The organism is Streptomyces triculaminicus (genome assembly GCF_017349075.1).
Taxonomy (GTDB): Bacteria; Actinomycetota; Actinomycetes; order Streptomycetales; family Streptomycetaceae; genus Streptomyces; species Streptomyces triculaminicus.
The window spans coordinates 489,556-514,758 of sequence record NZ_JAFMOF010000001.1; the positions used below are offsets into that span (position 1 = coordinate 489,556).

A 25,203-nucleotide genomic window follows, 5' to 3' on the forward strand; every position below is an offset into this window, starting at 1 on the left:
GATGTCAGTGGCCGGCTCTAGGGTGACGGGTATGACGACCGCCGCCACCCCCAACGGCCGTACGAGCACCGCCCGTACGCCCGCGACGCCCCGGCCCGAGGCCGAACTGTCCGCCGACGAGGCCCGGCGGCTGGCGCTGCGCGCCCAGGGCCTGCTCGGCGCGCCCGACCGGCGCGCGGCGACGCGCGGAGTGCTGCGCCGGCTGGGCGCGGTCCAGCTGGACACGATCTCGGTGCTGGCGCGTTCCCACGAGCTGGTGCCGTACGCGCGCCTGGGCGCGGTCGGGCGGGAAGCGGTCGAGGAGGCGTACTGGTCCGGTGACCACGCCTTCGAGTACTGGTCGCACGCGGCGTGCATCCTGCCCGTCGAGGAGTGGCCGCTCTTCGCCTTCCGGCGCCGCGCCCTGCGGGCGCGCGGCCACCGCTGGCACGTGATGCAGAACTCCGAGCGCTCGTGCGCGGCCGTCCGCGCCCGTCTCGAGGCCGACGGGCCCCTGACGGCGGCGGAATTGGGCGGCGCGCGCAACGGCGGCGAGTGGTGGGACTGGTCCGAGACCAAGATCGCGGTGGAGTGGCTGCTCGACACCGGTGAGGTGGTGTGCACGCGGCGGCGCGGCTGGAAGCGGGTGTACGACCTGGCCCGGCGCGCGGTGCCGGACGCGCTCTTCCACGACGACCTCGACGACGCCGAGTGCACCCGGCGCCTGGTCGCGCAGGCCGGCGCGGCGATGGGCGTGGCGACGCGGGCGGACCTGGCCGACTATCACCGGCTCAGGGGCGAGCAGGTGGACGCGGTCATCGAGGGCACGGGCCTGGTCCCGGTCGCGGTGGCGGGCTGGTCCAAGCCGGCCTGGGCGGACCCGGCGGCGCTGGCCGAGGACGCCCGGGGACGGCACCGCACGACGCTGCTGTCGCCGTTCGACTCCCTGATCTGGGACCGGCCGCGCACGGAGCGGATATTCGGCTTCACCCACCGGCTGGAGGCGTACGTGCCCAAGGCGAAGCGGGTGCACGGCTACTTCGCGATGCCCCTGCTGACGGGCGGCCGGCTGGCCGGGCGGGTGGACCCGGCGCGCGAGGGGCGGACGCTGGTGGCCCGGCAGGTCTCCCTCGAGGGGCCCCGGGCCGTGGAGCCCATGGCCCGGGCGCTGCGGGAGGCCGCGGAGTGGGTGGGCTGCGACGCCGTGCGCGTCGAGCGCTGCGACGACGCCCGCCTGGCCGCGGCGCTGGTCTCGGCCCTCGGCTGACGGCACCGGCCGGGGCCGCCGGCGGAACGGGCCCGGGGACACCGGAATCACGGACCGCCGGGCTCCGGTCACCGGTCACCGGTCACCGGATCTCGAGGATCTTCTCCCGCATCGCGTAGACCACGGCCTCCATCCTGGAGTGCAGCTGCAGCTTCTCCAGGATGTTGCGGACGTGGTTCTTGACGGTGTTCTCGCTGATGAACAACTCCTTGGCGATGTCGCGGTTGTTCATCCCCGTCGCCACGAGCTTGAGCACCTCCAGCTCGCGGTCGGTGAGCCGGGGCGCCGGCACCAGCCGTCGCTCGTCGGTGCGCTGGATCATCGACTTGAACTCGGTCAGCAGCTTGGACGCCATCGAGGGGCTGATCTGGGACTGCCCGTCCGCCACCGCGCGGATGGCCGTCGCCACCTCGTCCGTGGAGATCTCCTTGAGGAGATAGCCGGTCGCCCCGGCCTTGATGGCGTCGTAGAGGTCGGCCTCCTCGTCGCTGATCGTCAGCATGATGATCTTCGCGCTGGGGGCCACCTCCTTGATGGAGGTGCAGGCCTCGATCCCGCCGCGCTTGGGCATGCGGACGTCCATCAGCACGATGTCGGGCAGCAGGTCGGCCGCCTTGTCCACCGCCTCCGCGCCGTCCCCGGCCTCCCCCACGACCAGGATGTCCTCCTCGTGCGCGAGGACGATCTCCAGTCCCCGGCGGAAGAGGGCGTGGTCGTCCACGACCAGAACCCGGATCGGCTCCGCCCGGGCGGCCCCCCGGTCCGGGTGGGCGCCCCCGTCGTCGTCCTCACCGGGCCCGGTCACGAGTCCGAACCTGTCCGCCATCGTTCCTCCCCCTGAAGGCCATGGCCCCTCGCGGTTGCACAGTCTGCGCCGCCCCAACCGGTTTCGGAGGACCGGAGGTTGGCCCCTCATGATTCCATGCCGGGCCGCCGGGCAGTGCTCTTCGCGGTCGCACGGCGGTGCCCCGGGGGCGCACCGGCGCTCCTGGGGCACCTTCAACGGGTTCAACGGCTCACACGGGCCACGGCCGCCGATCGCGGCCGTGGCCGCGCGCTTCAGCCTCCGAGTGCTCCGCCCGAGCCGCCGGGCTCCGCCTCGAAGAGCGGGTCGGCGTTGAGGCGGATGACGCCGTAGTCGTAGGCGTGTCGCCGGTAGACGACGCTGGGCAGCTTGGACTCGGAGTCGACGAACAGATAGAAGTCGTGGCCGACCAACTCCATTTCGTAGAGCGCCTGGTCGAGCGTCATCGGGGCTGCGGAGTGGGTCTTCTCGCGGACCACCAGCGGCCCTTCGCCCTGGACCTCCAGCGAACCCATGTGTGTGACGGGCACCCCGCCCGTCTGCTGCTCCGAAGCCAGCTGACCGCTGTCGTTGAGTTCCGCGGCGCCGATGACGGTCGCCGCGACGTTGCTCGCCGGGATGCGTCCGTTGCCCCGGCGGTCGTGGCGCTTGTCGTGCTCCTTGCGCAGTCGCGCCTCGAGCTTGTTGGTTGCCAGATCGAGCGCGGCGTAGGGATCCGTCGCCGCGGCCTCCGCCCGGATCACCGGTCCACGGGAGATCACCGTGATCTCCACCCGGTCCGACCGGTCTGCCTGCCTGGGGTTGGGCTCCTTGGACACCTCCACGTCGAGGCGAATCACCTTGCCGTCCAGCTTCTGGACCTTGTCCAGCTTCAGCTTCTCGGCCACGTGCTTGCGAAACCGCTCGGGCACCTCTGTCTTGCGGCCCTTGACGACGATGTCCACGCAGAACTCCGTTCCCGGATCGCCCCGCCGAAGGTTGCGGAGCGCATCCCTCTTGCAACAGGCTCCGGGGTTCTCCGGAGCCACCGACTAGGCGGTTTCCACCTCCTCCTCCCCCGTCGACAAGATCTGCACCCCCTGGCTTCGAGCCCCTTCGCGCTTGTCTCAAGCTTCATCGAAGGCGTACGAAACGCGCCAATCGGAGATATGAGGCATAGCTCCTGCCATTCCTCACAACCGAACATATCTCGCTGGGAAGCCCGTCGGTACCCCCTACCGCGACGTACCTCCATTCAGGTGTTTTCCCGCCGTTTCCCTCAGGAACGAAGGGCCTTCTCCGTCAGTTCCGGTGGTTTTCGAAAGCACGCGGGGAAGCCGCGATCACGGCGGCACCCACGACGCGGCCACCCGCCGCGGACACCGCCCGCGCCGCCTCCGCCAGCGAGGCCCCGGTCGTCATCAGGTCATCCACCACCATCACCTGCTTTCCCTGCAGCCACAGGCGTCCCACTCGTTCTGTTACCCCCATCGCCCCCGCCACATTCGCCCTGCGGTGCGATGCGTCCAGCCCCGCCTGATCCGCGACCGCCCGCCGCAGCCGCAGCACGGCCGCCACCCGGGCCGGTATCCCGGCGGCGCGCAGCCCGCGCGCCGCCGCCAGAGCGATCCGGCGCCCGGCGTCATGCCCCCGCCCGGCCACCGCCCTCCGCGTGGAAGGCACCGGGACGAGCAGCAGAGGGCCGCTCCCGCCCCGTACATCCCCCGCCGCACCGGACCGTCGCACCCCCATGACCGCGCCCGCCAGCGCGGCGCCCAGCGGCTCCGCCAGTCCCATCGCTCCACGCTCCTTGTGCGCCAGCAGCACATGCCGCACCGCGTCCGCGTACGGCGCGGCCGCCTGCACCGACGGCAGCCCCGGCGGCACCGGATCCGGCACCACCCGGCGCGCCCGCCCACCGCACAGCCGTATCCGGCACTCCGCGCACAGCACAAGGCGGGACCGCCCGCAACCCGCGCACACCGGCGGCAGCACCAGGCCCGTGATCTCCCGCCACCATCCGCGCATGCCTCTACTGTCCCGCCGCGGCGGCACCCCCGCCACCCCTGTGGAAAACCCCGAAAACCGGGCCCCGACCAGCACGAACGCCAGGGCCTCAGTCGGGGGGCACCTCGGCCAGGCCGTCACCCCGGGTAGACCGGAGCCGAGCCTTCCTTGCCCACCAGCTTCCAGTTCGACTCCGGAAGCAGCCGGAAGATGCCGCCGTCGCCCTCGGCGACCAGCGCCTGCGCCTTGCCGGGCGTCTCGGACGCGGCGATGCCGCGCACCACGGTGATGCCGGGCAGCCCCGAACCGTTCGGCTGGGATCCGTCGGTCTCGACGTACTGCAGCTGCTGCGGGCCGCCCTGCTCCCTGCCCGCCACCAGCAGCCGGCTCGCGCCCGCCCACGACACCGCGACGACGTCCTCGAGCCGCGGGGCCACGGAACGCAGCTCCTGCACCGACAGGCTCGGCCGTCCCACGCTCCCCCGGCGCTCGACCCTGCCGAGCTTGAGGACCGTATGGTCCCCCTTCGTCACCAGCAGCGCGATCCGGACGCCGTCCGCCGCGACCCGCACCCCGCTGATCCGCCCGCCGTCCAGCCCGGGCACCTGGACCTCCTCGGGCGCGCCCGTGCCGCCCGCCAGCCGCAGCAGCCGCGGCCGATCCGGGTCCTGGTCCGCGAACCACAGGTCGCCCAGTCCGTCCCAGCTCGGAGCGGTCAGCCCCGTCCTCGCGGTGCCGCCGCCGTGCACGGTCACCCGGGCCTCGCCGAGCGGCGCGCCGCCCTGCAGGGGGGCGACGAACAGCAACTGACCGTTGGCGGACACCCCGGCCGCGCGCCGCTGGTGGCGATCCACCGCGACCGACCGCAGCTGGGCCGCGCCGTCCGTGCCGAACGGCCCCGCCACCCGGCGCGCCTCGTGGTCGGTGTCGGCCAGGCTCACCATCCGGTGCTGGCCGTCGACGAAGTACTGCCGATCCGGCCGCCCGGAGGTCTGGTCCGACGCGTACTCCTTGGCCTGCTCCCGGCCGAGCGTGCACAGCCGCGAGCCGTCCTTGCGCTGCAGCGTCACATCGGTGACCTTGGCGGACTCCTGAACGGTGTACAGCAGCTGCGCGGCCATGCGCCGGCACTGCTCCTGGTCCGCGCCGGCCGCCCGGTCGTTCAGCCGCACCTTCAGGGCGTTCGAATCGTCCAGGGACAGCCGCGGCTCGACCAGGCGCGTACCGGTCGGGAAGGCCGTCCCGGCGACCGGGTCCAGCCAGTTCGTGGGCCCGTCCAGCAGCGCCTTGACCCCGGAGGTCACCGGGTCTATCCGCTTGCGCAGGTACACCGGGTCCGCGACGAGCACGCCCCGGGTGCTGTCCGCGCCGCCCCCGTCCGGGCCCAGCTCGGCGAAGTAGTACTTATTGACCGACCGGTAGATGCGCTGGAAGTCCGAGACCCCCAGCACCAGCCCGGCGTCCAGCGCGTCGATGCGCCACTCGCCGTCCTCGCGCGCCATGTGCAAGGTCGTCGTGAACTGCTGTTCGTCCGGCTTGTACGCGTGCTTGGCGTCCACCCGCGCGATCTGCTTGCCGGTCAGGGTGACGGTGTAGGACTGCTCCCGGTCGCCCCCGCGGCGCTCGACGCGCACCTGCGGGGTGCGGTCGAGCACGATGGTCGCCGCGGACGGGTCCCAGTGCCGCTTGACGCTCTTGGCCAGGTACATCCGGGCCGTCTCGTAGTCCGGGTCGTCGCTCGTCGTCGCCTCGAGGAAGCCCGCCACCAGTTCCTGGGGGTGCTCGTTCTTGTGCGGCGGCACGCCGTACACGCGCACCTGCGCGTCGGCGTCGGCACGCTGCGAGGAGTCGACCGAGCTCACCTCGCCGCTGCCGGGCATCGAGGCACAGCCGGCCAGCAGCATGCCGACGACCACCGGCACGCCGAATCCCGCCGCCCGCCGGCCGCGGCCGCCGCCGGCCATCCGCCGGGTCCTACGCCTGACCGTCACGGTCGCCTCCGGTCGTCCCTCGACCGCCGCCCCCGGACCCATGGCCCGCCCGGTCACCGTTCTTCTCGTTCCTGTCCCCGCCGAGCGTCCCGCCCGGACGCGGCACCACGCGTGCCCCGCTGCCCGGCAGGGCGGTCGGATCCGCCGTCGGGCGTACGTTCCTGGTCTGCGCCGGCACCGGCGCCTGCCTTCCCGGCAGCGCCTGCGGCACCCCCGCTTCGTTCAGCCCGCGGTTGCGCCGCGAGTCGTCCGGTTCCAGCGGGATCGGCGATCCGCGCAGCGTGTCGCCGGCCGTGCGCGGCAGGGTCAGCCGGAACTGCGAACCGCCGCCCGGCTCGCCCCAGGCCTGCAGCCAGCCGCCGTGCAGCCGCGCGTCCTCGACCGCGATCGACAGGCCCAGGCCGGTGCCGCCGGTCGTCCGCGCCCGAGCGGGGTCGGCCCGCCAGAAGCGGTTGAACACCCGCGTCGCCTCGCCCGGCTTGAGGCCGACGCCGTAGTCGCGCACCGCGACCGCCACGGCGCCGCCGGCCACGGCCAGCCGCACCACCACGTCCCGGCCCTCGCCGTGCTCCACGGCGTTGACCACGAGATTGCGCAGGATCCGCTCCAGGCGCCGGGCGTCCGCCTCGGCGATCACCGGCTGTTCGTCGCCGCGTACGAGCAGCCTGCTGCCCTTGCGGTCCGCGAGCGGAAGAGCGGCGTCGATCACCCGGTTCACCACGTCGCGCAGGTCTATCGGCTCGGCCTCCAGGGCGGCCGCGCCCGCGTCGAACCGGCTGATCTCCAGCAGGTCCGCCAGCAGCGACTCGAAGCGGTCGAGCTGCCCGAAGAGCAGCTCCGCCGAGCGCGCGGTCACCGGGTCGAAGCCGTCGCGCGCCTCGTGGATGACGTCCGCGGCCATCCGCACGGTCGTCAGCGGCGTCCGCAGCTCGTGCGAGACGTCCGAGACGAAGCGCCGCTGCATGCGCGACAGCTCCTCCAGCTGCTGGATCTTCACCTGGAGGTTCTGCGCCATCTTGTTGAAGGCTTCACCCAGACGCGCGATGTCGTCCTCGCCGGTGACCTTCATCCGTTCCTGCAGCACGCCGGCGGCGAGCCGCTCGGAGATGCTCGCGGCCATCCGCACAGGCGTGACGATCTGCCGCACCACCAGCCACGCGATGGCGCCCAGCAGCACCACCACGAACACCCCGGCGGTCGTCAACGTGCCCTTGACCAGGCTCAGCGACTTCTCCTCCTGGGTGAAGGGGAAGAGGTAGTAGAGCTGGTACGGCTCGCCGTTGACGTCGTACATCCGCTTGCCGACGATCAGCGCCGGCTCGCCCTCGTCCGAGGCGCTGCGCTTGATCGTGCCGGGCTTCTCGAACGTGCCCGTACGCACGTCCAGCTGCCGGCGCAGATCCGCCGGCACGCTGCGCTCGGGGTCGATGTCCCCCGAAGCCCGCGGGCCGCGCGTACCGCCGACGCCCACGTACGAACCGCTGCCGTCGCCCGCGGCACTGAGCGCCACCACGTGGTACACACCCTGGCCACCGCTGGCCAGCTGCTGCACCAGGGCGGTCAGCCACGCACCGGAGTCGGGATTGCCCCGGCCGCCGGACTGCGAGCCGTCCTGGCCGCGTCCCTCGGCACCCGGGTCGGCGGCGTCCCTCGCCGCCTTGAAACCACCCTCGGCCTGGCTCTGCGAGGCGTGCCGCTTCGCGTCGAGGAGACCGTTGCGCACCTGCCCGATGACGACGATGCCCAGCAGCAGCACCACGCCGAGCGACATCAACAGCGTGGTGGCGACCACCCGAAGCTGGATGTTGCGACGCCACAGCCGCATCGCGGGCAGCAGCGGACGCCGCACCCAGCGCACGTACAGGCGCAGCAGCGGATGCACCGGCCCCGCGCCCGCGCCGTCCGACAGCAGCCTTCCGGCACGCCACAGACGGCGGAAGAACGATATGCCGCCGCCCGACGACGTGCCGACGGGCCGCCCCGTGTCCCGCTCCGGAGCGGCACCGTTGCCCGGCATGTCAGCTCGGCCCCGCCTTGTAGCCCACACCACGGACGGTCACCACGATCTCCGGCCGCTCGGGGTCCTTCTCGACCTTCGAGCGCAGCCGCTGTACGTGCACGTTCACCAGCCGCGTGTCGGCGGCGTGGCGGTAGCCCCAGACCTGCTCGAGCAGCACCTCGCGGGTGAACACCTGCCACGGCTTACGTGCCAGCGCCACCAGCAGGTCGAACTCCAGCGGCGTCAGCGCGATCGACTGCCCGTCGCGCTTGACCGAGTGGCCGGCCACGTCGATCACCAGATCGCCGATGGTCAGCTGCTCCGGCGCCGGCTCCTCCGACCTGCGCAGACGGGCCCGGATGCGGGCCACCAGCTCCTTCGGCTTGAACGGCTTGACGATGTAGTCGTCCGCGCCGGACTCCAGCCCGACCACCACATCGACGGTGTCGCTCTTCGCCGTCAACATCACGATCGGCACCCCGGACTCGGCCCGGATCAGTCTGCACACCTCAATGCCGTCACGGCCGGGCAGCATCAGATCGAGCAATACAAGATCGGGTTTGGCCTCTCGAAAAGCAGCGAGAGCCTTGTCGCCATCCGCTACGAACGACGGCTCGAAACCCTCACCACGAAGCACAATTCCGAGCATCTCGGCCAGTGCTGTGTCGTCGTCGACGACAAGGACGCGTCCCTTCATATCGACATCATCCCATTACCCGATCGTGACCTGTCACACAGCTCCGCCAGACCCGCCTCCGTGACGGGTGAGAGAACGCCGTTTTCCGTGACAATCGCGGTCACCAACTCCGGCGGTGTGACATCAAACGCAGGATTGTAGGCCTGCGCACCCACCGGGGCGACGGGGACAGAAGCCGTCGTTCCCGTCGCGTCGGCCGTCGTCGGCAACTCCGTCACCTCGTGACCGGGCCGCTGCTCCACCTCGATCGCCGCGCCCTCCTGAGTACCGAGGTCGACGGTCGTGGTGGGCGCGACGACGACGAACGGCACATGGTGATAGCGGGCCAGCACGGCCAGCGGATAGCTGCCGACCTTGTTGGCCACCGAGCCGTCCGCGGCTATCCGGTCCGCGCCGATGAGCACCGCGTCCACCTCCCCCGCCGAGAACAGCGAGCCGGCCGCGCTGTCGGTGAGCAGCGTGTACGGCATGCCGGCCCGCCCCGCCTCGTACGCGGTGAGCCGGGCGCCCTGCAGCAGCGGCCGCGTCTCGTCCACCCACAGCCGCCGCAGCTCACCGGCCCGGTGCGCGGCCCTCGCCACCGCGAAGGCCGTGCCCTCGCCGCCGGAGACCAGGGAACCGGTGTTGCAGTGGGTGAGGATGCGATAGCCCCCGCCGGGCAGCAGCTCCTGGAGCAGCGTGAGCCCGTGCGCCGCCATGTCCGCGCTCGCCTCGGCGTCCTCCCGGTGCAGGGCGCGCGCCTCGGCGAGGGCCGCCTCCGCGGCCTTCTCCGGGCCCGCGCCGGACCTCAGGGCGACGCGATGGGCCGCGAGGGCGCGACGCACGCCGTAGGCCAGGTTCACGGCGGTGGGACGGGCGTGGGCGAGCCTCTCGGCCGCCTCTTCCACGTCGAAGCCGCGTACGGCCGCCAGCGCGAGCCCGTACGCCCCGGCGATCCCCAGAAGAGGGGCGCCGCGCACGGCGAGGCCGCGTATCGCTTCGATCAGCGCGGGTACGTCGGTACAGATCAGCTCGGTCTCGTCGACGGGAAGCCGCCGCTGGTCCAGAAGGACGATCACGGGACCTTCCGGCAGGTCCTCCCAGCGCAGGGCGGGGACGGCGGACGATCCGGAGCGGGACGCGGGTGCCGCGTGCTGATCAGCCATTAGTCCAGTCTGCCCCGCGCACAGCAACTATTGAAGGCCACCTCCGCCCGGCTCCCTCTTACGAGGATCAGGAGCCCGGGGGCGCCGCAGGGGCCCGTGACACGATGGCCGACCGGTAAGGAATTCAGAAGGAGCTATGGAAATGAACGACTCTCCGGGCGGCACTCCGCCCGGCTGGGGCAGGGCCCGCGCCACCAGCGGCGGCGGCCAGGGCCAGGGACCCGGAGGATGGGGCCCTGGAGGCGGCTGGGGCGGCTTTCAGCAGCCTCAGGCGCCACAGCCGGGTGTGGTGCCGCTACGGCCGCTGGGCGTCGGCGAGATCCTGGACGGCGCGTTCAGCGCGGCGCGCAGGCACTGGAGGACGGCACTGGGCGTGTCCTTCGTCGTCGCGGCCTCCACCCAGGCCGTGGGCACGGTCGTGACGGGGCTGTGGCTCCGCGATCTGCCCGACGTGACGGAGCTGGACGAGACCACGCCGGTGCGGGAGTGGCTCGACGCCGCTGTGAAGGATCTGGGCGGGACGGCGGTCATGGCACTCGTCGGCCTCGTGGGCTCGGTCTTCGCCGCCGCGATGCTCACCTTCGTCGTGAGCCGCGCGGTCCTGGGGCGCCCCGTCACGGCCCGCGAGGCCTGGGCTCGCACCCGCCCCCACCTGGGGAGCATGGCCGGCCTGTTCTGCCTGATGCCCCTGCTGGTCGGGGGCGTCTTCGCGGCCGGCCTGCTGCCGGGCGGGCTGATCGTCGCAAGCGGTGCGGAAGGTCCGGGGCTCCTGGCCCTCGCGGCCGGAGCGATCGCGGCCATCGTCCTGGCCGCCTGGCTCTGGGTCCGCTACAGCCTCGCCGCGCCGGCCCTCGTACTGGAAAAGCAGGGCGCCATCGCGAGTATGCGGCGCTCGGCGAAACTGGTGCGGGGCTCGGGATGGCGGATCCTCGGAATACAGCTTCTCGCCACTCTCCTTGTATTCATGATCGGCACGGTGGTCCAGGTTCCGGCGACCATCATCGGACTGTTCACGAGCGTTGATCTTGAAAACCTCTCCGCCGGTTTCCAGGGCGGCTCCATGAGCTGGTCCTACTTGATCATCAGCGGCATCAGCGCGACCATTTCCTCGACCATCGCCCTGCCCATTACGTCCGGGGTGACGGCTCTTCTGTATATGGATCAGCGCATTCGTCGCGAGTCCTTGGACATCGAACTCGCGCGGGCCGCCGCGGAGGGCGAGCAGTAGTAATTGATCTGGTGGGTGTGGGGAAAGCGCTCCGCTTCCCCACACGCCCCGGCCCTCGCCCCCGGGGGAGTCGGGACCGTGCGGAGGGGGTGGGAAGCTGAACGCGAAAGGGTCCGGAAACGCAAGAAAGCCCTGGCAGGGAACCCTGCCAGGGCTTTCTTCAAAAGGAGTTCGGCGGCGTCCTACTCTCCCACAGGGTCCCCCCTGCAGTACCATCGGCGCTGAAAGGCTTAGCTTCCGGGTTCGGAATGTAACCGGGCGTTTCCCTAACGCTATGACCACCGAAACACTATAAAGTTAGAACTCCAGCCAGCAAGGCGAGTTCGTTACTTCAGAACTAACACAGTGGACGCGAGCAACTGAGGACAAGCCCTCGGCCTATTAGTACCAGTCAGCTCCAACCGTTACCGGTCTTCCACACCTGGCCTATCAACCCAGTCGTCTACTGGGAGCCTTACCCCATCAAGTGGGTGGGAGTCCTCATCTCGAAGCAGGCTTCCCGCTTAGATGCTTTCAGCGGTTATCCCTCCCGAACGTAGCCAACCAGCCATGCCCTTGGCAGGACAACTGGCACACCAGAGGTTCGTCCGTCCCGGTCCTCTCGTACTAGGGACAGCCCTTCTCAAGACTCCTGCGCGCGCAGCGGATAGGGACCGAACTGTCTCACGACGTTCTAAACCCAGCTCGCGTACCGCTTTAATGGGCGAACAGCCCAACCCTTGGGACCGACTCCAGCCCCAGGATGCGACGAGCCGACATCGAGGTGCCAAACCATCCCGTCGATATGGACTCTTGGGGAAGATCAGCCTGTTATCCCCGGGGTACCTTTTATCCGTTGAGCGACGGCGCTTCCACAAGCCACCGCCGGATCACTAGTCCCGACTTTCGTCCCTGCTCGACCCGTCGGTCTCACAGTCAAGCTCCCTTGTGCACTTACACTCAACACCTGATTGCCAACCAGGCTGAGGGAACCTTTGGGCGCCTCCGTTACTCTTTAGGAGGCAACCGCCCCAGTTAAACTACCCACCAGACACTGTCCCTGATCCGGATCACGGACCGAGGTTAGACATCCAGCACGACCAGAGTGGTATTTCAACGACGACTCCACCATGGCTGGCGCCATGACTTCACAGTCTCCCACCTATCCTACACAAGCCGAACCGAACACCAATATCAAGCTATAGTAAAGGTCCCGGGGTCTTTCCGTCCTGCTGCGCGAAACGAGCATCTTTACTCGTAGTGCAATTTCACCGGGCCTATGGTTGAGACAGTCGAGAAGTCGTTACGCCATTCGTGCAGGTCGGAACTTACCCGACAAGGAATTTCGCTACCTTAGGATGGTTATAGTTACCACCGCCGTTTACTGGCGCTTAAGTTCTCAGCTTCGCCCTGTCGAAACAGAGCTAACCGGTCCCCTTAACGTTCCAGCACCGGGCAGGCGTCAGTCCGTATACATCGCCTTACGGCTTCGCACGGACCTGTGTTTTAGTAAACAGTCGCTTCTCGCTGGTCTCTGCGGCCACACCCAGCTCAGAGTGCAAGACTCATCACCGGACATGGCCCCCTTCTCCCGAAGTTACGGGGGCATTTTGCCGAGTTCCTTAACCATAGTTCACCCGAACGCCTCGGTATTCTCTACCTGACCACCTGAGTCGGTTTAGGGTACGGGCCGCCATGAAACTCGCTAGAGGCTTTTCTCGACAGCATAGGATCATCCACTTCACCACAATCGGCTCGGCATCAGGTCTCAGCCTTAATGTGTGACGGATTTGCCTATCACACGGCCTACACCCTTACCCCGGGACTACCACCGCCCGGGCTGGACTACCTTCCTGCGTCACCCCATCGCTTACCTACTACAAGTCTGGTTCGTCGGCTCCACCACTCCCCTTCACCCGAAGGATCCAGGACGGCTTCACGGACTTAGCATCGCCTGATTCGATATTGGGCGTTTCAAAGCGGGTACCGGAATATCAACCGGTTGTCCATCGACTACGCCTGTCGGCCTCGCCTTAGGTCCCGACTTACCCTGGGCAGATCAGCTTGACCCAGGAACCCTTAGTCAATCGGCGCACACGTTTCTCACGTGTGTATCGCTACTCATGCCTGCATTCTCACTCGTGAACCGTCCACAACTCGCTTCCGCGGCTGCTTCACCCGGCACACGACGCTCCCCTACCCATCCACACACCCGTTGGGGTTATTGTGTGAATGACACGACTTCGGCGGTACGCTTGAGCCCCGCTACATTGTCGGCGCGGAATCACTTGACCAGTGAGCTATTACGCACTCTTTCAAGGGTGGCTGCTTCTAAGCCAACCTCCTGGTTGTCTCTGCGACTCCACATCCTTTCCCACTTAGCGTACGCTTAGGGGCCTTAGTCGATGCTCTGGGCTGTTTCCTCTCGACCATGGAGCTTATCCCCACAGTCTCACTGCCGCGCTCTCACTTACCGGCATTCGGAGTTTGGCTAAGGTCAGTAACCCGGTAGGGCCCATCGCCTATCCAGTGCTCTACCTCCGGCAAGAAACACACGACGCTGCACCTAAATGCATTTCGGGAGAACCAGCTATCACGGAGTTTGATTGGCCTTTCACCCTAACCACAGGTCATCCCCCAGGTTTTCAACCCTGGTGGGTTCGGTCCTCCACGAAGTCTTACCTCCGCTTCAACCTGCCCATGGCTAGATCACTCCGCTTCGGGTCTTGGGCGCGCTACTCAATCGCCCTATTCGGACTCGCTTTCGCTACGGCTTCCCCACACGGGTTAACCTCGCAACACACCGCAAACTCGCAGGCTCATTCTTCAAAAGGCACGCAGTCACGACGCACCAAGCAAGCTTGATGCGCGACGCTCCCACGGCTTGTAGGCACACGGTTTCAGGTACTATTTCACTCCGCTCCCGCGGTACTTTTCACCATTCCCTCACGGTACTATCCGCTATCGGTCACCAGGGAATATTTAGGCTTAGCGGGTGGTCCCGCCAGATTCACACGGGATTTCTCGGGCCCCGTGCTACTTGGGTGTCTCTTAAACGAGCCGTTGATGTTTCAGCTACGGGGTCTTACCCTCTACGCCGGACCTTTCGCATGTCCTTCGCCTACACCAACGGTTTCTGACTCGTCTCATGGCCGGCAGACCATGAAAAGAGATCCCACAACCCCGCATGCGCAACCCCTGCCGGGTATCACACACATACGGTTTGGCCTCATCCAGTTTCGCTCGCCACTACTCCCGGAATCACGGTTGTTTTCTCTTCCTGCGGGTACTGAGATGTTTCACTTCCCCGCGTTCCCTCCACACTGCCTATGTGTTCAGCAGCGGGTGACAGCCCATGACGACTGCCGGGTTTCCCCATTCGGACACCCCGGATCAAAGCTCGGTTGACAGCTCCCGGGGCCTATCGCGGCCTCCCACGTCCTTCATCGGTTCCTGGTGCCAAGGCATCCACCGTGCGCCCTTAAAAACTTGGCCACAGATGCTCGCGTCCACTGTGCAGTTCTCAAGCAACGACCAGCCACCCGTCACACTCTGCCGAAGCAAAGCTTTACCGGGGCCGGCATCGCGAAGGTTCAGACCGAAGTCCGTACCCTCAGATACCCAACAGCGTGCCCGACCCAGTCTTTCAAGATTCACGTTCCACGCCGAAGCAGTACTAGTGATCCCTCAAGAACTGTGCCGAATAGTCAACGTTCCACCCATGAGCAACCGTGCGAGTCATTCGCTCGCAGTCGGCTATGTGCTCCTTAGAAAGGAGGTGATCCAGCCGCACCTTCCGGTACGGCTACCTTGTTACGACTTCGTCCCAATCGCCAGTCCCACCTTCGACGGCTCCCTCCACAAGGGTTGGGCCACCGGCTTCGGGTGTTACCGACTTTCGTGACGTGACGGGCGGTGTGTACAAGGCCCGGGAACGTATTCACCGCAGCAATGCTGATCTGCGATTACTAGCAACTCCAACTTCATGGGGTCGAGTTGCAGACCCCAATCCGAACTGAGACCGGCTTTTGAGATTCGCTCCACCTCGCGGTATCGCAGCTCATTGTACCGGCCATTGTAGCACGTGTGCAGCCCAAGACATAAGGGGCATGATGACTTGACGTCGTCCCCACCTTCCTCCGAGTTGACCCCGGCAGTCTCCTGTGAGTCCCCATCACCCCGAAGGGCATGCTGGCAACACAGGACAAGGGTTGCGCTCGTTGCGGGACTTAACCCAACATCTCACGACACGAGCTGACGACAGCCATGCACCACCTGTACACCGACCACAAGGGGCGACCATCTCTGGCCGTTTCCGGTGTATGTCAAGCCTTGGTAAGGTTCTTCGCGTTGCGTCGAATTAAGCCACATGCTCCGCTGCTTGTGCGGGCCCCCGTCAATTCCTTTGAGTTTTAGCCTTGCGGCCGTACTCCCCAGGCGGGGAACTTAATGCGTTAGCTGCGGCACGGACGACGTGGAATGTCGCCCACACCTAGTTCCCAACGTTTACGGCGTGGACTACCAGGGTATCTAATCCTGTTCGCTCCCACGCTTTCGCTCCTCAGCGTCAGTATCGGCCCAGAGATCCGCCTTCGCCACCGGTGTTCCTCCTGATATCTGCGCATTTCACCGCTACACCAGGAATTCCGATCTCCCCTACCGAACTCTAGCCTGCCCGTATCGAATGCAGACCCGGGGTTAAGCCCCGGGCTTTCACATCCGACGTGACAAGCCGCCTACGAGCTCTTTACGCCCAATAATTCCGGACAACGCTTGCGCCCTACGTATTACCGCGGCTGCTGGCACGTAGTTAGCCGGCGCTTCTTCTGCAGGTACCGTCACTCTCGCTTCTTCCCTGCTGAAAGAGGTTTACAACCCGAAGGCCGTCATCCCTCACGCGGCGTCGCTGCATCAGGCTTTCGCCCATTGTGCAATATTCCCCACTGCTGCCTCCCGTAGGAGTCTGGGCCGTGTCTCAGTCCCAGTGTGGCCGGTCGCCCTCTCAGGCCGGCTACCCGTCGTCGCCTTGGTAGGCCATTACCCCACCAACAAGCTGATAGGCCGCGGGCTCATCCTGCACCGCCGGAGCTTTCCACCTTCAAGCATGCGCTCGAAGGTCGTATCCGGTATTAGACCCCGTTTCCAGGGCTTGTCCCAGAGTGCAGGGCAGATTGCCCACGTGTTACTCACCCGTTCGCCACTAATCCACCCCGAAGGGCTTCATCGTTCGACTTGCATGTGTTAAGCACGCCGCCAGCGTTCGTCCTGAGCCAGGATCAAACTCTCCGTGAATGTTTACCGGTAATCCGGTTCACACTCGCGTTGAGCGGAACAACCAGGCGGAATAGGCCCGGTCGTTCACAGCGTCCTCGCTGTGTGTGCCCACCCGATCCGCAAAGGACCCGGTAGGACTTTTAAAGGAACCTCATCCATCGAGATGGACGGGGTGTCAACATATCTGGCGTTGACTTTTGGCACGCTGTTGAGTTCTCAAGGAACGGACGCTTCCTTTGTACTCACCCTCTCGGGCTTTCCTCCGGGCGCTTCCCTTCGTTGTTTCCAACCTTACCAGATCCGTTTTCCGTTCCTTACCGCTTCACATTCGAAGCAGTCGGTTCGGATTTCGTTTCCGGCCCCCTGTTGGAGCGGGGTTTCGACGTTTTCGACTTTATCAGAAACCGTTCCGGCCGATTCACATCGGCTTTCCGATTCCGGAGGGAGTCGAGCCGCTTCGCCGTTGAATTGTCTTCACTGGCCGAAGCTGGTCAGATACTAACCGTTGCAGGGGACCAGGTCCACCTCGTCGCAACCGTTCGAATCTACCTCCCCGCTCATCCCGTGTCAACGGTTTTTGCGAGGCGAGGAGAACAGTACCAGGTTCAGGGGGCCCCGAAGGACGACGGCGGGCTCTCGAGGTCCTCGAGCTCGATGCCGGGGGCGGAGAGGACCACGTCGCCGGCGAGGTGGACGGCGTACTGCTCCCCCGTGTCCAGCTCGCTGACCTGGTACTCGTCCACTTCCAGCGGGCCGTTGTCAGTGGCGTGTGCTGTCCTGGCGACCAGGGCCCAGGACTGGTCGAGCGTGCGCGGGGCGAGGACGGGCGCGGTGAAGGAGACGAGGCGGATTCGAACGGCCTCGTCGCCGGGGGAGAGCCGGAGGAGACGGGCGATGGCCACGTAGAACGCGGGGGAAGCGCCGGTGAAGGCGTGGGCGCGGACGTTGCCTTCCGTCGCGTGCTCGCCGGTCGGGTCGGTGCGGACCCATGTCATGCCGTCGATCGCCGCGCCGCGCACCTGCCAGTCCGATCGCTGGAGCTGGAGGCGGATGGGGCGGCCGAGGTCGTCGATGGCGAGGTCGACCGAGCCGGCGGGGGTGCCGGAGGGGCCGGTCAGCTGCGAGACGTAGCGCCAGCCGGAGGGGCCGGGGGCGCAGTGGAAGTGCTCGTTGCCGAGGGGGAGTGATCGTGGGGTCGTGGAGCGAGTAGCGGCCGCGGGGCATGGCGGGGTCCTTGACGCGAACGGGGCAGGCCCCGCCGTGCGGGCGGGGGCCTGTTCCACCGGTTTCTGGGGCTCTACAAGTTACTCAGACTCGCGTCAGCCGTCTCAGCAGCCTCGGTCGCCGGATCAGTAGCGGTAGTGGTCGGGCTTGTACGGGCCCTCGACGGGGACGCCGATGTACGCGGCCTGCTCCGGGCGGAGCACGGTCAGCTTGACGCCGAGGGCGTCGAGGTGGAGGCGGGCGACCTTCTCGTCCAGGTGCTTGGGCAGGACGTAGACGTCGGTCGGGTAGGACTCCGGCTTGGTGAAGAGCTCGATCTGGGCCAGGGTCTGGTCCGCGAAGGAGTTCGACATCACGAAGGACGGGTGGCCGGTGGCGTTGCCCAGGTTGAGCAGGCGGCCCTCGGACAGCACGATCAGGACCTTGCCGTCGGGGAAGGTCCAGGTGTGGACCTGGGGCTTGACCTCGTCCTTGACGATGCCGGGGACCTTGGCCAGGCCGGCCATGTCGATCTCGTTGTCGAAGTGACCGATGTTCCCGACGATCGCCTGGTGCTTCATCCGGGCCATGTCGGACGCCATGATGATGTCCTTGTTGCCCGTCGTGGTGACGAAGATGTCGGCGATCTCGACGACGTCGTCCAGGGTGGTGACCTGGTAGCCGTCCATCGCCGCCTGGAGGGCGTTGATCGGGTCGATCTCGGTGACGATCACGCGGGCGCCCTGGCCGCGCAGCGACTCGGCGCAGCCCTTGCCCACGTCGCCGTAGCCGCAGACGACCGCGACCTTGCCGCCGATCAGGACGTCGGTGGCGCGGTTGATGCCGTCGATGAGGGAGTGGCGGCAGCCGTACTTGTTGTCGAACTTCGACTTGGTGACCGCGTCATTGACGTTGATGGCGGGGAAGAGCAGCGTGCCGGCCTGCTGCATCTCGTACAGACGGTGGACGCCCGTGGTGGTCTCCTCGGTGACACCGCGGATCTCCGACGCCAGCTGCGTCCACTTCTGCGGGTTCTCGGAGAGCGTGCGGTTGAGGAGGGTGAGGATCTGGGCGTACTCCTCGCTGTCGGCGGTCGCCGGGTCGGGAGCGGCGCCCGCCTTCTCGAACTCCACGCCCTTGTGGACGAGGAGGGTGGCGTCGCCACCGTCGTCCAGGATCATGTTCGGACCGCCCGTGGGGGTGTTCGGCCAGGTCAGCGCCTGCTCCGTGCACCACCAGTACTCCTCCAGCGTCTCGCCCTTCCAGGCGAAGACGGGCACGCCGCGCGGGTCCTCGGGGGTGCCGTCCAGGCCCACCGCGACGGCGGCGGCCGCGTGGTCCTGGGTCGAGAAGATGTTGCAGGAGGCCCAGCGCACCTGCGCGCCCAGGGCCACGAGGGTCTCGATCAGGACGGCCGTCTGCACGGTCATGTGCAGCGAGCCGGTGATGCGGGCGCCGGCGAGGGGCTGCGCCTCCGCGTACTCCTTGCGGATCGCCATCAGGCCGGGCATCTCGTGCTCGGCGAGGGTGATCTCCTTACGACCGAAGGCCGCCAGCGACAGGTCCGCGACCTTGAAGTCCTGGCCGGTAGTGGTAGTCATACGGGCTGCTCCTCTAGGGACGAGCGGGAGTGGGTACGGCTGTGCACGCGGCCGGACAGCGCGGACACGGCTCGGTCCACACTGATCCCCTGCCGCAGCCCAGTCCGTCGGAGGCCCTCTCTCCCTCGGCCGGTCCGTCGCGCGGGCCGCCCGACCGCCATCAGCAGCGACGTCTGGCTTCTCGGCACGAATCTACACCGGGGGGTATGGCGAACCCCAGCCCCCTTGGCCTCCGTTCGGCCCCGTCGTACCCGCCCTCGGGCCCTTCCTCTGTTGCAGGATGCGGTGGACGATCCATGCGGACGATCAGTGCGGACGACCAGTGACCGACCCATGGTGAGCGAGTGGTGAGGAGAACCGTGTGACGCCCTCAGCCGATCCCCCCGTGCGCCCGGCGTCGAGCGGGCGGAGGCTCAAGCTGCTCGCCGTGACCGCGTGCCCGACCGGCATCGCCCACACGTACATGGCGGCGGAGAAGCTGGTGCAGGCCGCGGAGGCGCTCGGCCATGACATCAGGGTCGAGACGCAGGGCTCGATCGGGGCCGAGAACGTCCTGTCCGACGACGAGGTGCGCCACGCCGACGGGGTCATCGTCGCCGCCGACAAGGACGTCGACCTGAGTCGTTTCGCGGGCAAGCGGGTGCTGGCGGTGGGCGTGGCCGAGGGGATCCATCACCCCGAGCAGTTGATCGAGCGGGTGCGGGACGCCCCGGTGTACGAGGCCGGGGGCGGGGCCGGCGCCGGGGGCGCCCTCCTGGGCGGCGGCGACGGGCGCGGCGGCGGGGGCGGCCGTGGGGTCGTCTACCGGGCGCTGATGAACGGCGTGTCGTACATGATCCCGTTCGTCGTGGTCGGCGGTCTGCTGATCGCGGTGTCGCTCGCTCTGGGCGGGCATCCGCAGCCGGACGGCGGGCTGGTGATTCCCGAGGGGTCGTTCTGGCGGCATGTCTTCGACATCGGGGACATCGGCTTCAAGCTGATGATCCCGGTGCTCTCCGGCTACATCGCCTACGCCATCGCGGACCGCCCCGCGCTCGTCCCCGGCATGATCGGCGGCTGGATCGCCAATACGGGTGCCCTCTACGACTCCAAGTCGGGGGCGGGCTTCATCGGTGCGATCGTGACGGGGTTCCTGGCCGGGTACGTGGTCCTGTGGATCAAGAAGGCCCGGGTGCCGAGGTTCGTCCGGCCGGTCATGCCGGTCATCGTGATCCCGGTCCTGGCGACCTCGGCCGTGGGGCTCTTCTTCATCTATGTCCTGGGCCGTCCGATCGCCTGGGTCTTCGAGCACCTCACCGACTGGCTCGGCGGGCTGACCGGGGCCGGCGCGGCGGTGCTGGGCGTGGTGCTGGGCCTGATGATCGCGTTCGACATGGGCGGGCCCGTCAACAAGACGGCGTTCCTCTTCGGCGCGGGGCTGGTCTCGCGGAACCCGGAGGTCATGGGCATGTGCGCGGCCGCCATTCCGGTGCCGCCGCTGGGGCAGGGGCTGGCCACGGTGCTGCGGCGCGGGATGTTCAGCGATCCGGAGCGGGAGACCGGGCTGGCCGCGCTGTTCATGGGCTTCTTCGGCATTACGGAAGGCGCCATTCCGTTCGCTGCCGCGCGGCCGGCCCGGGTGATCCCGGCGAACATGGCGGGCGGCGCGGTGGCGGGTGCCATCGCGGGACTCGCGGGGGTCACGGACAGCGTGCCGCACGGCGGGCCGATCGTGGCGGTGCTGGGAGCGGTCGGCGGGGTGCCGATGTACCTGACCGCCATCGCGATGGGAACGGTCGTGACCGCGCTGACGACCGTCACGCTCATGGCCCTGGGCGCGCCGACGGCCCGCGCGGCGCTGCCGGTGCCCCGCCCGGCTGCCGGGACACGCGCTCCCGGGGGCGCGCGGACCGCCGCGCCGGCCGGGGGACCGCCCGGGGCGCTCTCGGGCCACCTCTCCGAGCGGACCGTGCGTCAGGAGCTCGCCGCCGGGCGCAAGGACGAGGCGATCCGGGAGATGGCCGAGCTGCTGGCGGCCTCCGGCAAGGTGACGGACGTCGACGCCCTCGTCGGCGCCGTCCTCGCCCGGGAGCGGCTGGGCACGACCGGCCTGGGCGAGGAGATCGCGATCCCGCACGCGAAGACGGACGCGGTGACGGAGCCGGTCGTGGCCTTCGCCCGGTCGGCCGAGGGGATCGAGTGGGGGGCGCTGGACGGGACGAGGGCCCGGCTCGTGTTCATGATCGCGGTGCCGGAGGCGGCGGCCGGGGAGGAGCACCTGCGGATTCTGGCGCTGCTGGCGCGCAAGCTGCTGGACGCGGATTTCCGGGGGCGGTTGCTGGCGGCGCCGGATGTGGCGTCCGCCCTGCGGGTTCTGGAGGAGGTGGGCTGAGGCGGGTGGGGGGCCTTGCCCCCGTCCCGCCCCGGTGTCCTCAAACGCCGGACGGGCCGGGAATCAAGGCTGAGGGCTCAGGCCCCCGGGCCGCCCGGTGTCGCCGCGGGGTCCTCGCCCGCCGCGGCCGCCGCCTCGCTGTAGATGTCGGGCTCGAGGTAAATGACGCGGGCGATCGGGACGGCGGCGCGGATGCGGGCTTCCGCCTCATCGATCGCGCGGGCGACCTGGGCGGCGGTGTCGTCGTGCCGGACCGAGATCTTCGCGGCGACCAGCAGTTCCTCCGGGCCCAGGTGGAGGGTGCGCATGTGGATGACGCCGAGGACGCTCTCGCCGTCGGCGGCGGCCTCGCGGATCCTCGCCACCTGCTCGGGGCCTGCGGCCTCGCCCAGGAGCAGCGACTTCGTCTCGGCGGCCAGCACCAGGGCGATCAGGACGAGCAGCGCGCCGATGCACATCGTGCCGATGCCGTCCCAGATGCCGTCGCCCGTGGCGAGGGTGAGGCCGACGCCGCCGAGGGCGAGCACGAGGCCGACGAGCGCGCCGAAGTCCTCGAGCAGGACCACCGGAAGCTCGGGTGCCTTCGCCGTACGGATGAAGGAGCGCCAGCTCTGCTGTCCGCGCAGTTCGTCGGACTCCTTGATGGCCGTGCGGAAGGAGAAGCCCTCGGCGATGATCGCGAAGACGAGGACCCCGATCGGCCAGTACCAGTTGTCGAGCTCGTGCGGTTCCGCGATCTTCTCGTAGCCCTCGTAGAGGGCGAAGACGCCGCCGATGGTGAACAGCACGATGGAGACGAGGAAGCCGTAGATGTAGCGCTCGCGGCCGTAGCCGAACGGGTGCTCCTCACTCGCCTTGCGCCGGGCCTTCTTGCCGCCGAGCAGCAGCAGTGCCTGGTTGCCGGAGTCGGCGACCGAGTGCACGCCCTCGGCGAGCATCGACGACGAGCCGCTGAACGCGAAGGCGACGAACTTCGCCACCGCGATGGCCAGGTTGGCGCCCAGGGCGGCGACGATGGCCTTGGTTCCGCCTGATGCACTCATGGTGCGGGACTTCCCTTCCGCGACTCCGCCACTACTGCTGCTGCGGTCGCCTGCTTTGCTTTCCCTTTACCGGTTACGGCCGGTCATTGTCGCAGCAGTCGCGCCCGGCCGCGCGCCGAGAGGTCCGGGCGGTCGACCCGAAAGGCCCCGGACGGTCAACGCGACGCGGGGACCGAGGCGCGGAAGAGGGCGCCCTCGCCGTCCGCCGTGACCCGCTCCCCCGCCCGCACGTAGGCGGACTCGCCGCGTCCGAGGGTCAGTTCGGTGCCGTCCTCGCCACGCAGGCGGGCGCGGCCGTCGACGCAGAGCAGGATCTGCGGGGTCCGGTCGTCGAGCCGGTGGGGCTCGGAGCCGGCGGCCAGGGCGTAGCGGGAGAGGCGGAACTCCTCGACGGGCGTCTCGTACACCTCGGCGCCGTCGGGGTCCGCCTCCGGGCGCAGGACGCGGGGCTCGGTGGCCTCGAAGCGGACGACGCGCAGCAGTTCGGGGACGTCGACGTGCTTGGGGGTCAGGCCGCAGCGCAGGACGTTGTCGGAGTTGGCCATGATCTCGATGCCGAGGCCGTCGAGGTAGGCGTGCGGCACTCCGGCGCCGAGGTAGAGGGCCTCGCCGGGCTGGAGGCGTACGTGGTTGAGGAGCATGGCGGCGATGACGCCGGGGTCGCCGGGGTAGTGCCGGGCGATGGAGGCGTAGGCGGCGTACGCGGCGCGGTGGGGGTGGTCGCTCGCGGCGAGGCGCTCGGCGGCGTGGGCGGCGGCGGTGACCGTCTCGGCCATGGCGGTGCGTTCGGCGCTCAGCACGGCGGTGAGCATCTCGCGCAGGGCGGCGCTCTCGGGGCGGGCGTGCAGGAGGTCGGCGTAGGGCTTGAGGGAGTCGACGCTGAGGGCGGCGAGGAGTTCGGCGGTGGCGTCGGGGGCCCGGAAGCCGCACAGGCCGTCGAAGGGGGTCAGGGCGCAGATGAGCTCGGGCTTGTGGTGGGTGTCCTTGTAGTTGCGGTGCGCCGCGTCGCGGGGGACGCCGCGCGCCTCCTCCTCGGCGAAGCCGGCGGCGGCCTGCCCGAGGTCGGGGTGGACCTGCAGGGACAGCGGGTCGGCCGCGGCGAGCAGTTTGAGCAGGAAGGGCAGGACGGGGCCGAAGCGTCCCGCGGTCGTGGCGCCGAGTTCGCCCTCGGGGTCGGCGGCGATGAGGTCGCCGAGCGGGACCGGGCCGGCGCCGCGGTCGACGCGGGAGGGGCGGCGGGGTGGGCGCCCATCCACAGCTCCGCCTGGGGCTCGCCGGTGGGCGGGGTGCCGAGCAGCTCGGGGATCGCGGTGGTGGAGCCCCACGCGTAGGGGCGCACGGTGTTGACGAGGCGGTCCATGGGCGTTCCTGACTGTTGGTGCGAAGTCTCGGGTCGGCCTGTTACTGCGCGCGCTGGACTCGTACGGGCGGGGTCTGCGCCTGTTCTACGGGCTCGAGGCGAGCGCCAGGTAGACGGCGGCGAAATCGGTGATGGCCAGGAACTCCGCGGCGATCTCCAGGGGGCTGCTGCCCTCGGTCGCCTCGAGCTCGCTGACGGGGGTGTCGCGGTGCAGAGCCAGCTCGCGGGCGGCGGGGGCGGGCGAGGTGACGGCGGGTTCGCGTTCGCGCAGCAGGACGACGCGGGCGTGCAGCGCCTCGGGCTCGTCCACGCGGTCGCGGAAGAAGTCCTCGGGGTCGGCGCCGGCGGCGAAGGCGCCGGCGAGAAGGGTGCCGTGCGCGGTGAGCGCCTCGGGGAGCTCGGCGGCGAGCGCGGGCAGGCCCGCGAGGGCGGCGAGGACGGTCGCGAAGCGGCGGCCGGCCGCGACGGCGAGGTCGCCCTCGGTCCAGATCAGCGGGACGGTGCCGGCCAGCTCTGCGGCGAGGGTCTTGGCGGGGTTGCTGTAGGTGGCGATGGCGGGGCCGCAGCGTTGGGCGACGTGGTCGAGGCGGTCGGCGAGCGCCTCGATGGCGGCGGCCGGGGCGTCGAGGAGGCCGACGCGGTCGCCGAGCACGAGCAGCGGGGTGACCAGGGACCACAGGGTGCCGGGGCCGGTGGGCAGGACGCTGTCGGAGACGTCGCCGAGCATGCCGGCGGCGCTCTCGCCGCCCGCCATCGTGGTCTCGTAGGGGGTGCTGGTCAGCGGCACCACCAGGCCTCGGACCTGGGCGGTGGCTTCGGCCAGCGGGGAGCCGGCGGGGGCGACGGTGACGACGGTGCAGCCGCGCCGGTAGGCCTGCTCGAGGAGGAGGGCGAGGCCCGGTTCGGTGCCGTCGGGGCTGGCGACGAGCAGGAGGTCGAGCGGGCCCGTCCAGCCCGGCAGGGTCCAGCGCAGGGCGCCGGGGGCCGGGGCGACGCCGGCCGGGCGGACCAGGGTGACGGGGCAGGTGTCGCCGGCGAGGGCCGTGAGCAGGTCGGCGGTGGAGCCGGCGGCGGGGCCGGGGCCGGCGACCAGGACGGTGCGCGGGCGGCCGTCGGGTTGCAGGGCGCCCACGCCGGCCTCGGCCGCGTTGCGGGCGGCCGTGCGGACCCGGGCGCCGGATTCGGCGGCGCCCCGGAGCAGGCCGTGGAGGTCGGCGCGGGAGAGGCCGTCGGGGTTATCGAGGAGTGACTCGTCGAACAACGGGGATCAGCCTC

The 25,203-nt window shown here is 68.9% G+C and carries 13 protein-coding genes, 3 rRNA genes and 2 pseudogenes; 3 read left to right on the forward strand and 15 right to left on the reverse strand.

The features are described from left to right. Positions 1-31: 31 nt before the first annotated feature. Positions 32-1,246, forward strand: a complete 1,215-nt coding sequence (locus tag J1792_RS02330; RefSeq protein ID WP_372446062.1) for a winged helix-turn-helix domain-containing protein — start codon at positions 32-34, stop codon at positions 1,244-1,246. Positions 1,247-1,328: 82 nt separating this feature from the next. Here J1792_RS02330 and J1792_RS02335 read toward each other — a convergent pair whose 3' ends face one another. The 7 genes from J1792_RS02335 to mtnA form a co-directional block, all read right to left on the reverse strand. Beyond that, a complete protein-coding gene (locus J1792_RS02335; protein WP_086566534.1) occupies positions 1,329-2,072 on the reverse strand; it encodes a response regulator in 744 nt (247 codons plus the stop codon). Positions 2,073-2,305: 233 nt separating this feature from the next. After that, positions 2,306-2,995 (reverse strand): ribosome hibernation-promoting factor, HPF/YfiA family, encoded by a 690-nt coding sequence (gene hpf, locus J1792_RS02340; protein ID WP_179198751.1) that lies wholly within the window; start codon positions 2,993-2,995, stop codon positions 2,306-2,308. A gap of 337 nt (positions 2,996-3,332) precedes the next feature. Next, positions 3,333-4,058: a ComF family protein gene (locus tag J1792_RS02345; protein WP_207246588.1), complete on the reverse strand. Its 726-nt coding sequence runs from the start codon at positions 4,056-4,058 to the stop codon at positions 3,333-3,335. 116 nt (positions 4,059-4,174) lie between these two features. Next, positions 4,175-6,028: an LpqB family beta-propeller domain-containing protein gene (locus J1792_RS02350; RefSeq protein ID WP_307842887.1), complete on the reverse strand. Its 1,854-nt coding sequence runs from the start codon at positions 6,026-6,028 to the stop codon at positions 4,175-4,177. Next, positions 6,012-8,045 carry an MtrAB system histidine kinase MtrB gene (gene mtrB / locus J1792_RS02355; RefSeq protein WP_086567089.1) on the reverse strand — a complete coding sequence of 678 codons (2,034 nt, stop codon included), beginning with the start codon at positions 8,043-8,045 and terminating at the stop codon, positions 6,012-6,014. Before mtrB ends, J1792_RS02350 begins: the two co-directional genes overlap by 17 nt. A 1-nt stretch (position 8,046) precedes the next feature. Next, positions 8,047-8,724, reverse strand: a complete 678-nt coding sequence (mtrA, locus tag J1792_RS02360) for a two-component system response regulator MtrA (protein WP_010356958.1) — start codon at positions 8,722-8,724, stop codon at positions 8,047-8,049. Further along, positions 8,721-9,869: an S-methyl-5-thioribose-1-phosphate isomerase gene (mtnA, locus tag J1792_RS02365; RefSeq protein WP_086567091.1), complete on the reverse strand. Its 1,149-nt coding sequence runs from the start codon at positions 9,867-9,869 to the stop codon at positions 8,721-8,723. Before mtnA ends, mtrA begins: the two co-directional genes overlap by 4 nt. A 142-nt stretch (positions 9,870-10,011) precedes the next feature. On the opposite strand from mtnA, the gene J1792_RS02370 reads away from it, so the two are divergent. Continuing rightward, the gene (locus tag J1792_RS02370) at positions 10,012-11,097 is read left to right on the forward strand and encodes a DUF7847 domain-containing protein (RefSeq protein ID WP_242645422.1); all 1,086 of its coding nucleotides are present in this window, start codon (positions 10,012-10,014) and stop codon (positions 11,095-11,097) included. 169 nt (positions 11,098-11,266) lie between these two features. On the opposite strand, the gene rrf is transcribed toward J1792_RS02370, so the two are convergent. The 5 genes and pseudogenes from rrf to ahcY form a co-directional block, all read right to left on the reverse strand. Continuing rightward, positions 11,267-11,383: ribosomal RNA gene (gene rrf / locus J1792_RS02375) — 5S ribosomal RNA — on the reverse strand. A 75-nt stretch (positions 11,384-11,458) separates the two neighbouring features. Beyond that, a 23S ribosomal RNA gene (locus J1792_RS02380) occupies positions 11,459-14,571 on the reverse strand. A gap of 276 nt (positions 14,572-14,847) precedes the next feature. Next, positions 14,848-16,368: ribosomal RNA gene (locus J1792_RS02385) — 16S ribosomal RNA — on the reverse strand. The 16S, 23S and 5S rRNA genes sit together here, the layout of an rRNA operon. A gap of 587 nt (positions 16,369-16,955) precedes the next feature. After that, positions 16,956-17,574, reverse strand: a pseudogene (locus tag J1792_RS02390) (hypothetical protein). Between the two features lie 125 nt (positions 17,575-17,699). Next, positions 17,700-19,154: an adenosylhomocysteinase gene (ahcY, locus tag J1792_RS02395; RefSeq protein WP_207246589.1), complete on the reverse strand. Its 1,455-nt coding sequence runs from the start codon at positions 19,152-19,154 to the stop codon at positions 17,700-17,702. A 361-nt stretch (positions 19,155-19,515) separates the two neighbouring features. Between ahcY and J1792_RS02400 the strand changes: the two genes are divergently transcribed. Beyond that, a complete protein-coding gene (locus J1792_RS02400; RefSeq protein ID WP_207246590.1) occupies positions 19,516-21,525 on the forward strand; it encodes a fructose-specific PTS transporter subunit EIIC in 2,010 nt (669 codons plus the stop codon). Positions 21,526-21,602: 77 nt separating this feature from the next. Here J1792_RS02400 and J1792_RS02405 read toward each other — a convergent pair whose 3' ends face one another. From J1792_RS02405 to J1792_RS02415, 3 genes and pseudogenes are all read right to left on the reverse strand, one after another. Beyond that, the gene (locus J1792_RS02405) at positions 21,603-22,568 is read right to left on the reverse strand and encodes a cation diffusion facilitator family transporter (RefSeq protein ID WP_086573452.1); all 966 of its coding nucleotides are present in this window, start codon (positions 22,566-22,568) and stop codon (positions 21,603-21,605) included. 155 nt (positions 22,569-22,723) lie between these two features. Continuing rightward, positions 22,724-23,928 (reverse strand): annotated as a pseudogene (manA, locus tag J1792_RS02410) (mannose-6-phosphate isomerase, class I). Between the two features lie 85 nt (positions 23,929-24,013). Further along, positions 24,014-25,189, reverse strand: coding sequence for an SIS domain-containing protein (locus J1792_RS02415; RefSeq protein ID WP_207246591.1), 1,176 nt, complete (start codon positions 25,187-25,189; stop codon positions 24,014-24,016). Between the last annotated feature and the right edge of the window lie 14 nt (positions 25,190-25,203).

Coding starts and splice junctions, on each gene's coding strand:
- J1792_RS02330 (WP_372446062.1), top strand. CDS start 32: ATGACGACCGCCGCCACCCCCAACGGCCGTACGAGCACCGCCCGTACG.
- J1792_RS02335 (WP_086566534.1), bottom strand. CDS start 2,072: ATGGCGGACAGGTTCGGACTCGTGACCGGGCCCGGTGAGGACGACGAC.
- J1792_RS02345 (WP_207246588.1), bottom strand. CDS start 4,058: ATGCGCGGATGGTGGCGGGAGATCACGGGCCTGGTGCTGCCGCCGGTG.
- mtrB (WP_086567089.1), bottom strand. CDS start 8,045: ATGCCGGGCAACGGTGCCGCTCCGGAGCGGGACACGGGGCGGCCCGTC.
- mtrA (WP_010356958.1), bottom strand. CDS start 8,724: ATGAAGGGACGCGTCCTTGTCGTCGACGACGACACAGCACTGGCCGAG.
- mtnA (WP_086567091.1), bottom strand. CDS start 9,869: ATGGCTGATCAGCACGCGGCACCCGCGTCCCGCTCCGGATCGTCCGCC.
- J1792_RS02370 (WP_242645422.1), top strand. CDS start 10,012: ATGAACGACTCTCCGGGCGGCACTCCGCCCGGCTGGGGCAGGGCCCGC.
- ahcY (WP_207246589.1), bottom strand. CDS start 19,154: ATGACTACCACTACCGGCCAGGACTTCAAGGTCGCGGACCTGTCGCTG.
- J1792_RS02405 (WP_086573452.1), bottom strand. CDS start 22,568: ATGAGTGCATCAGGCGGAACCAAGGCCATCGTCGCCGCCCTGGGCGCC.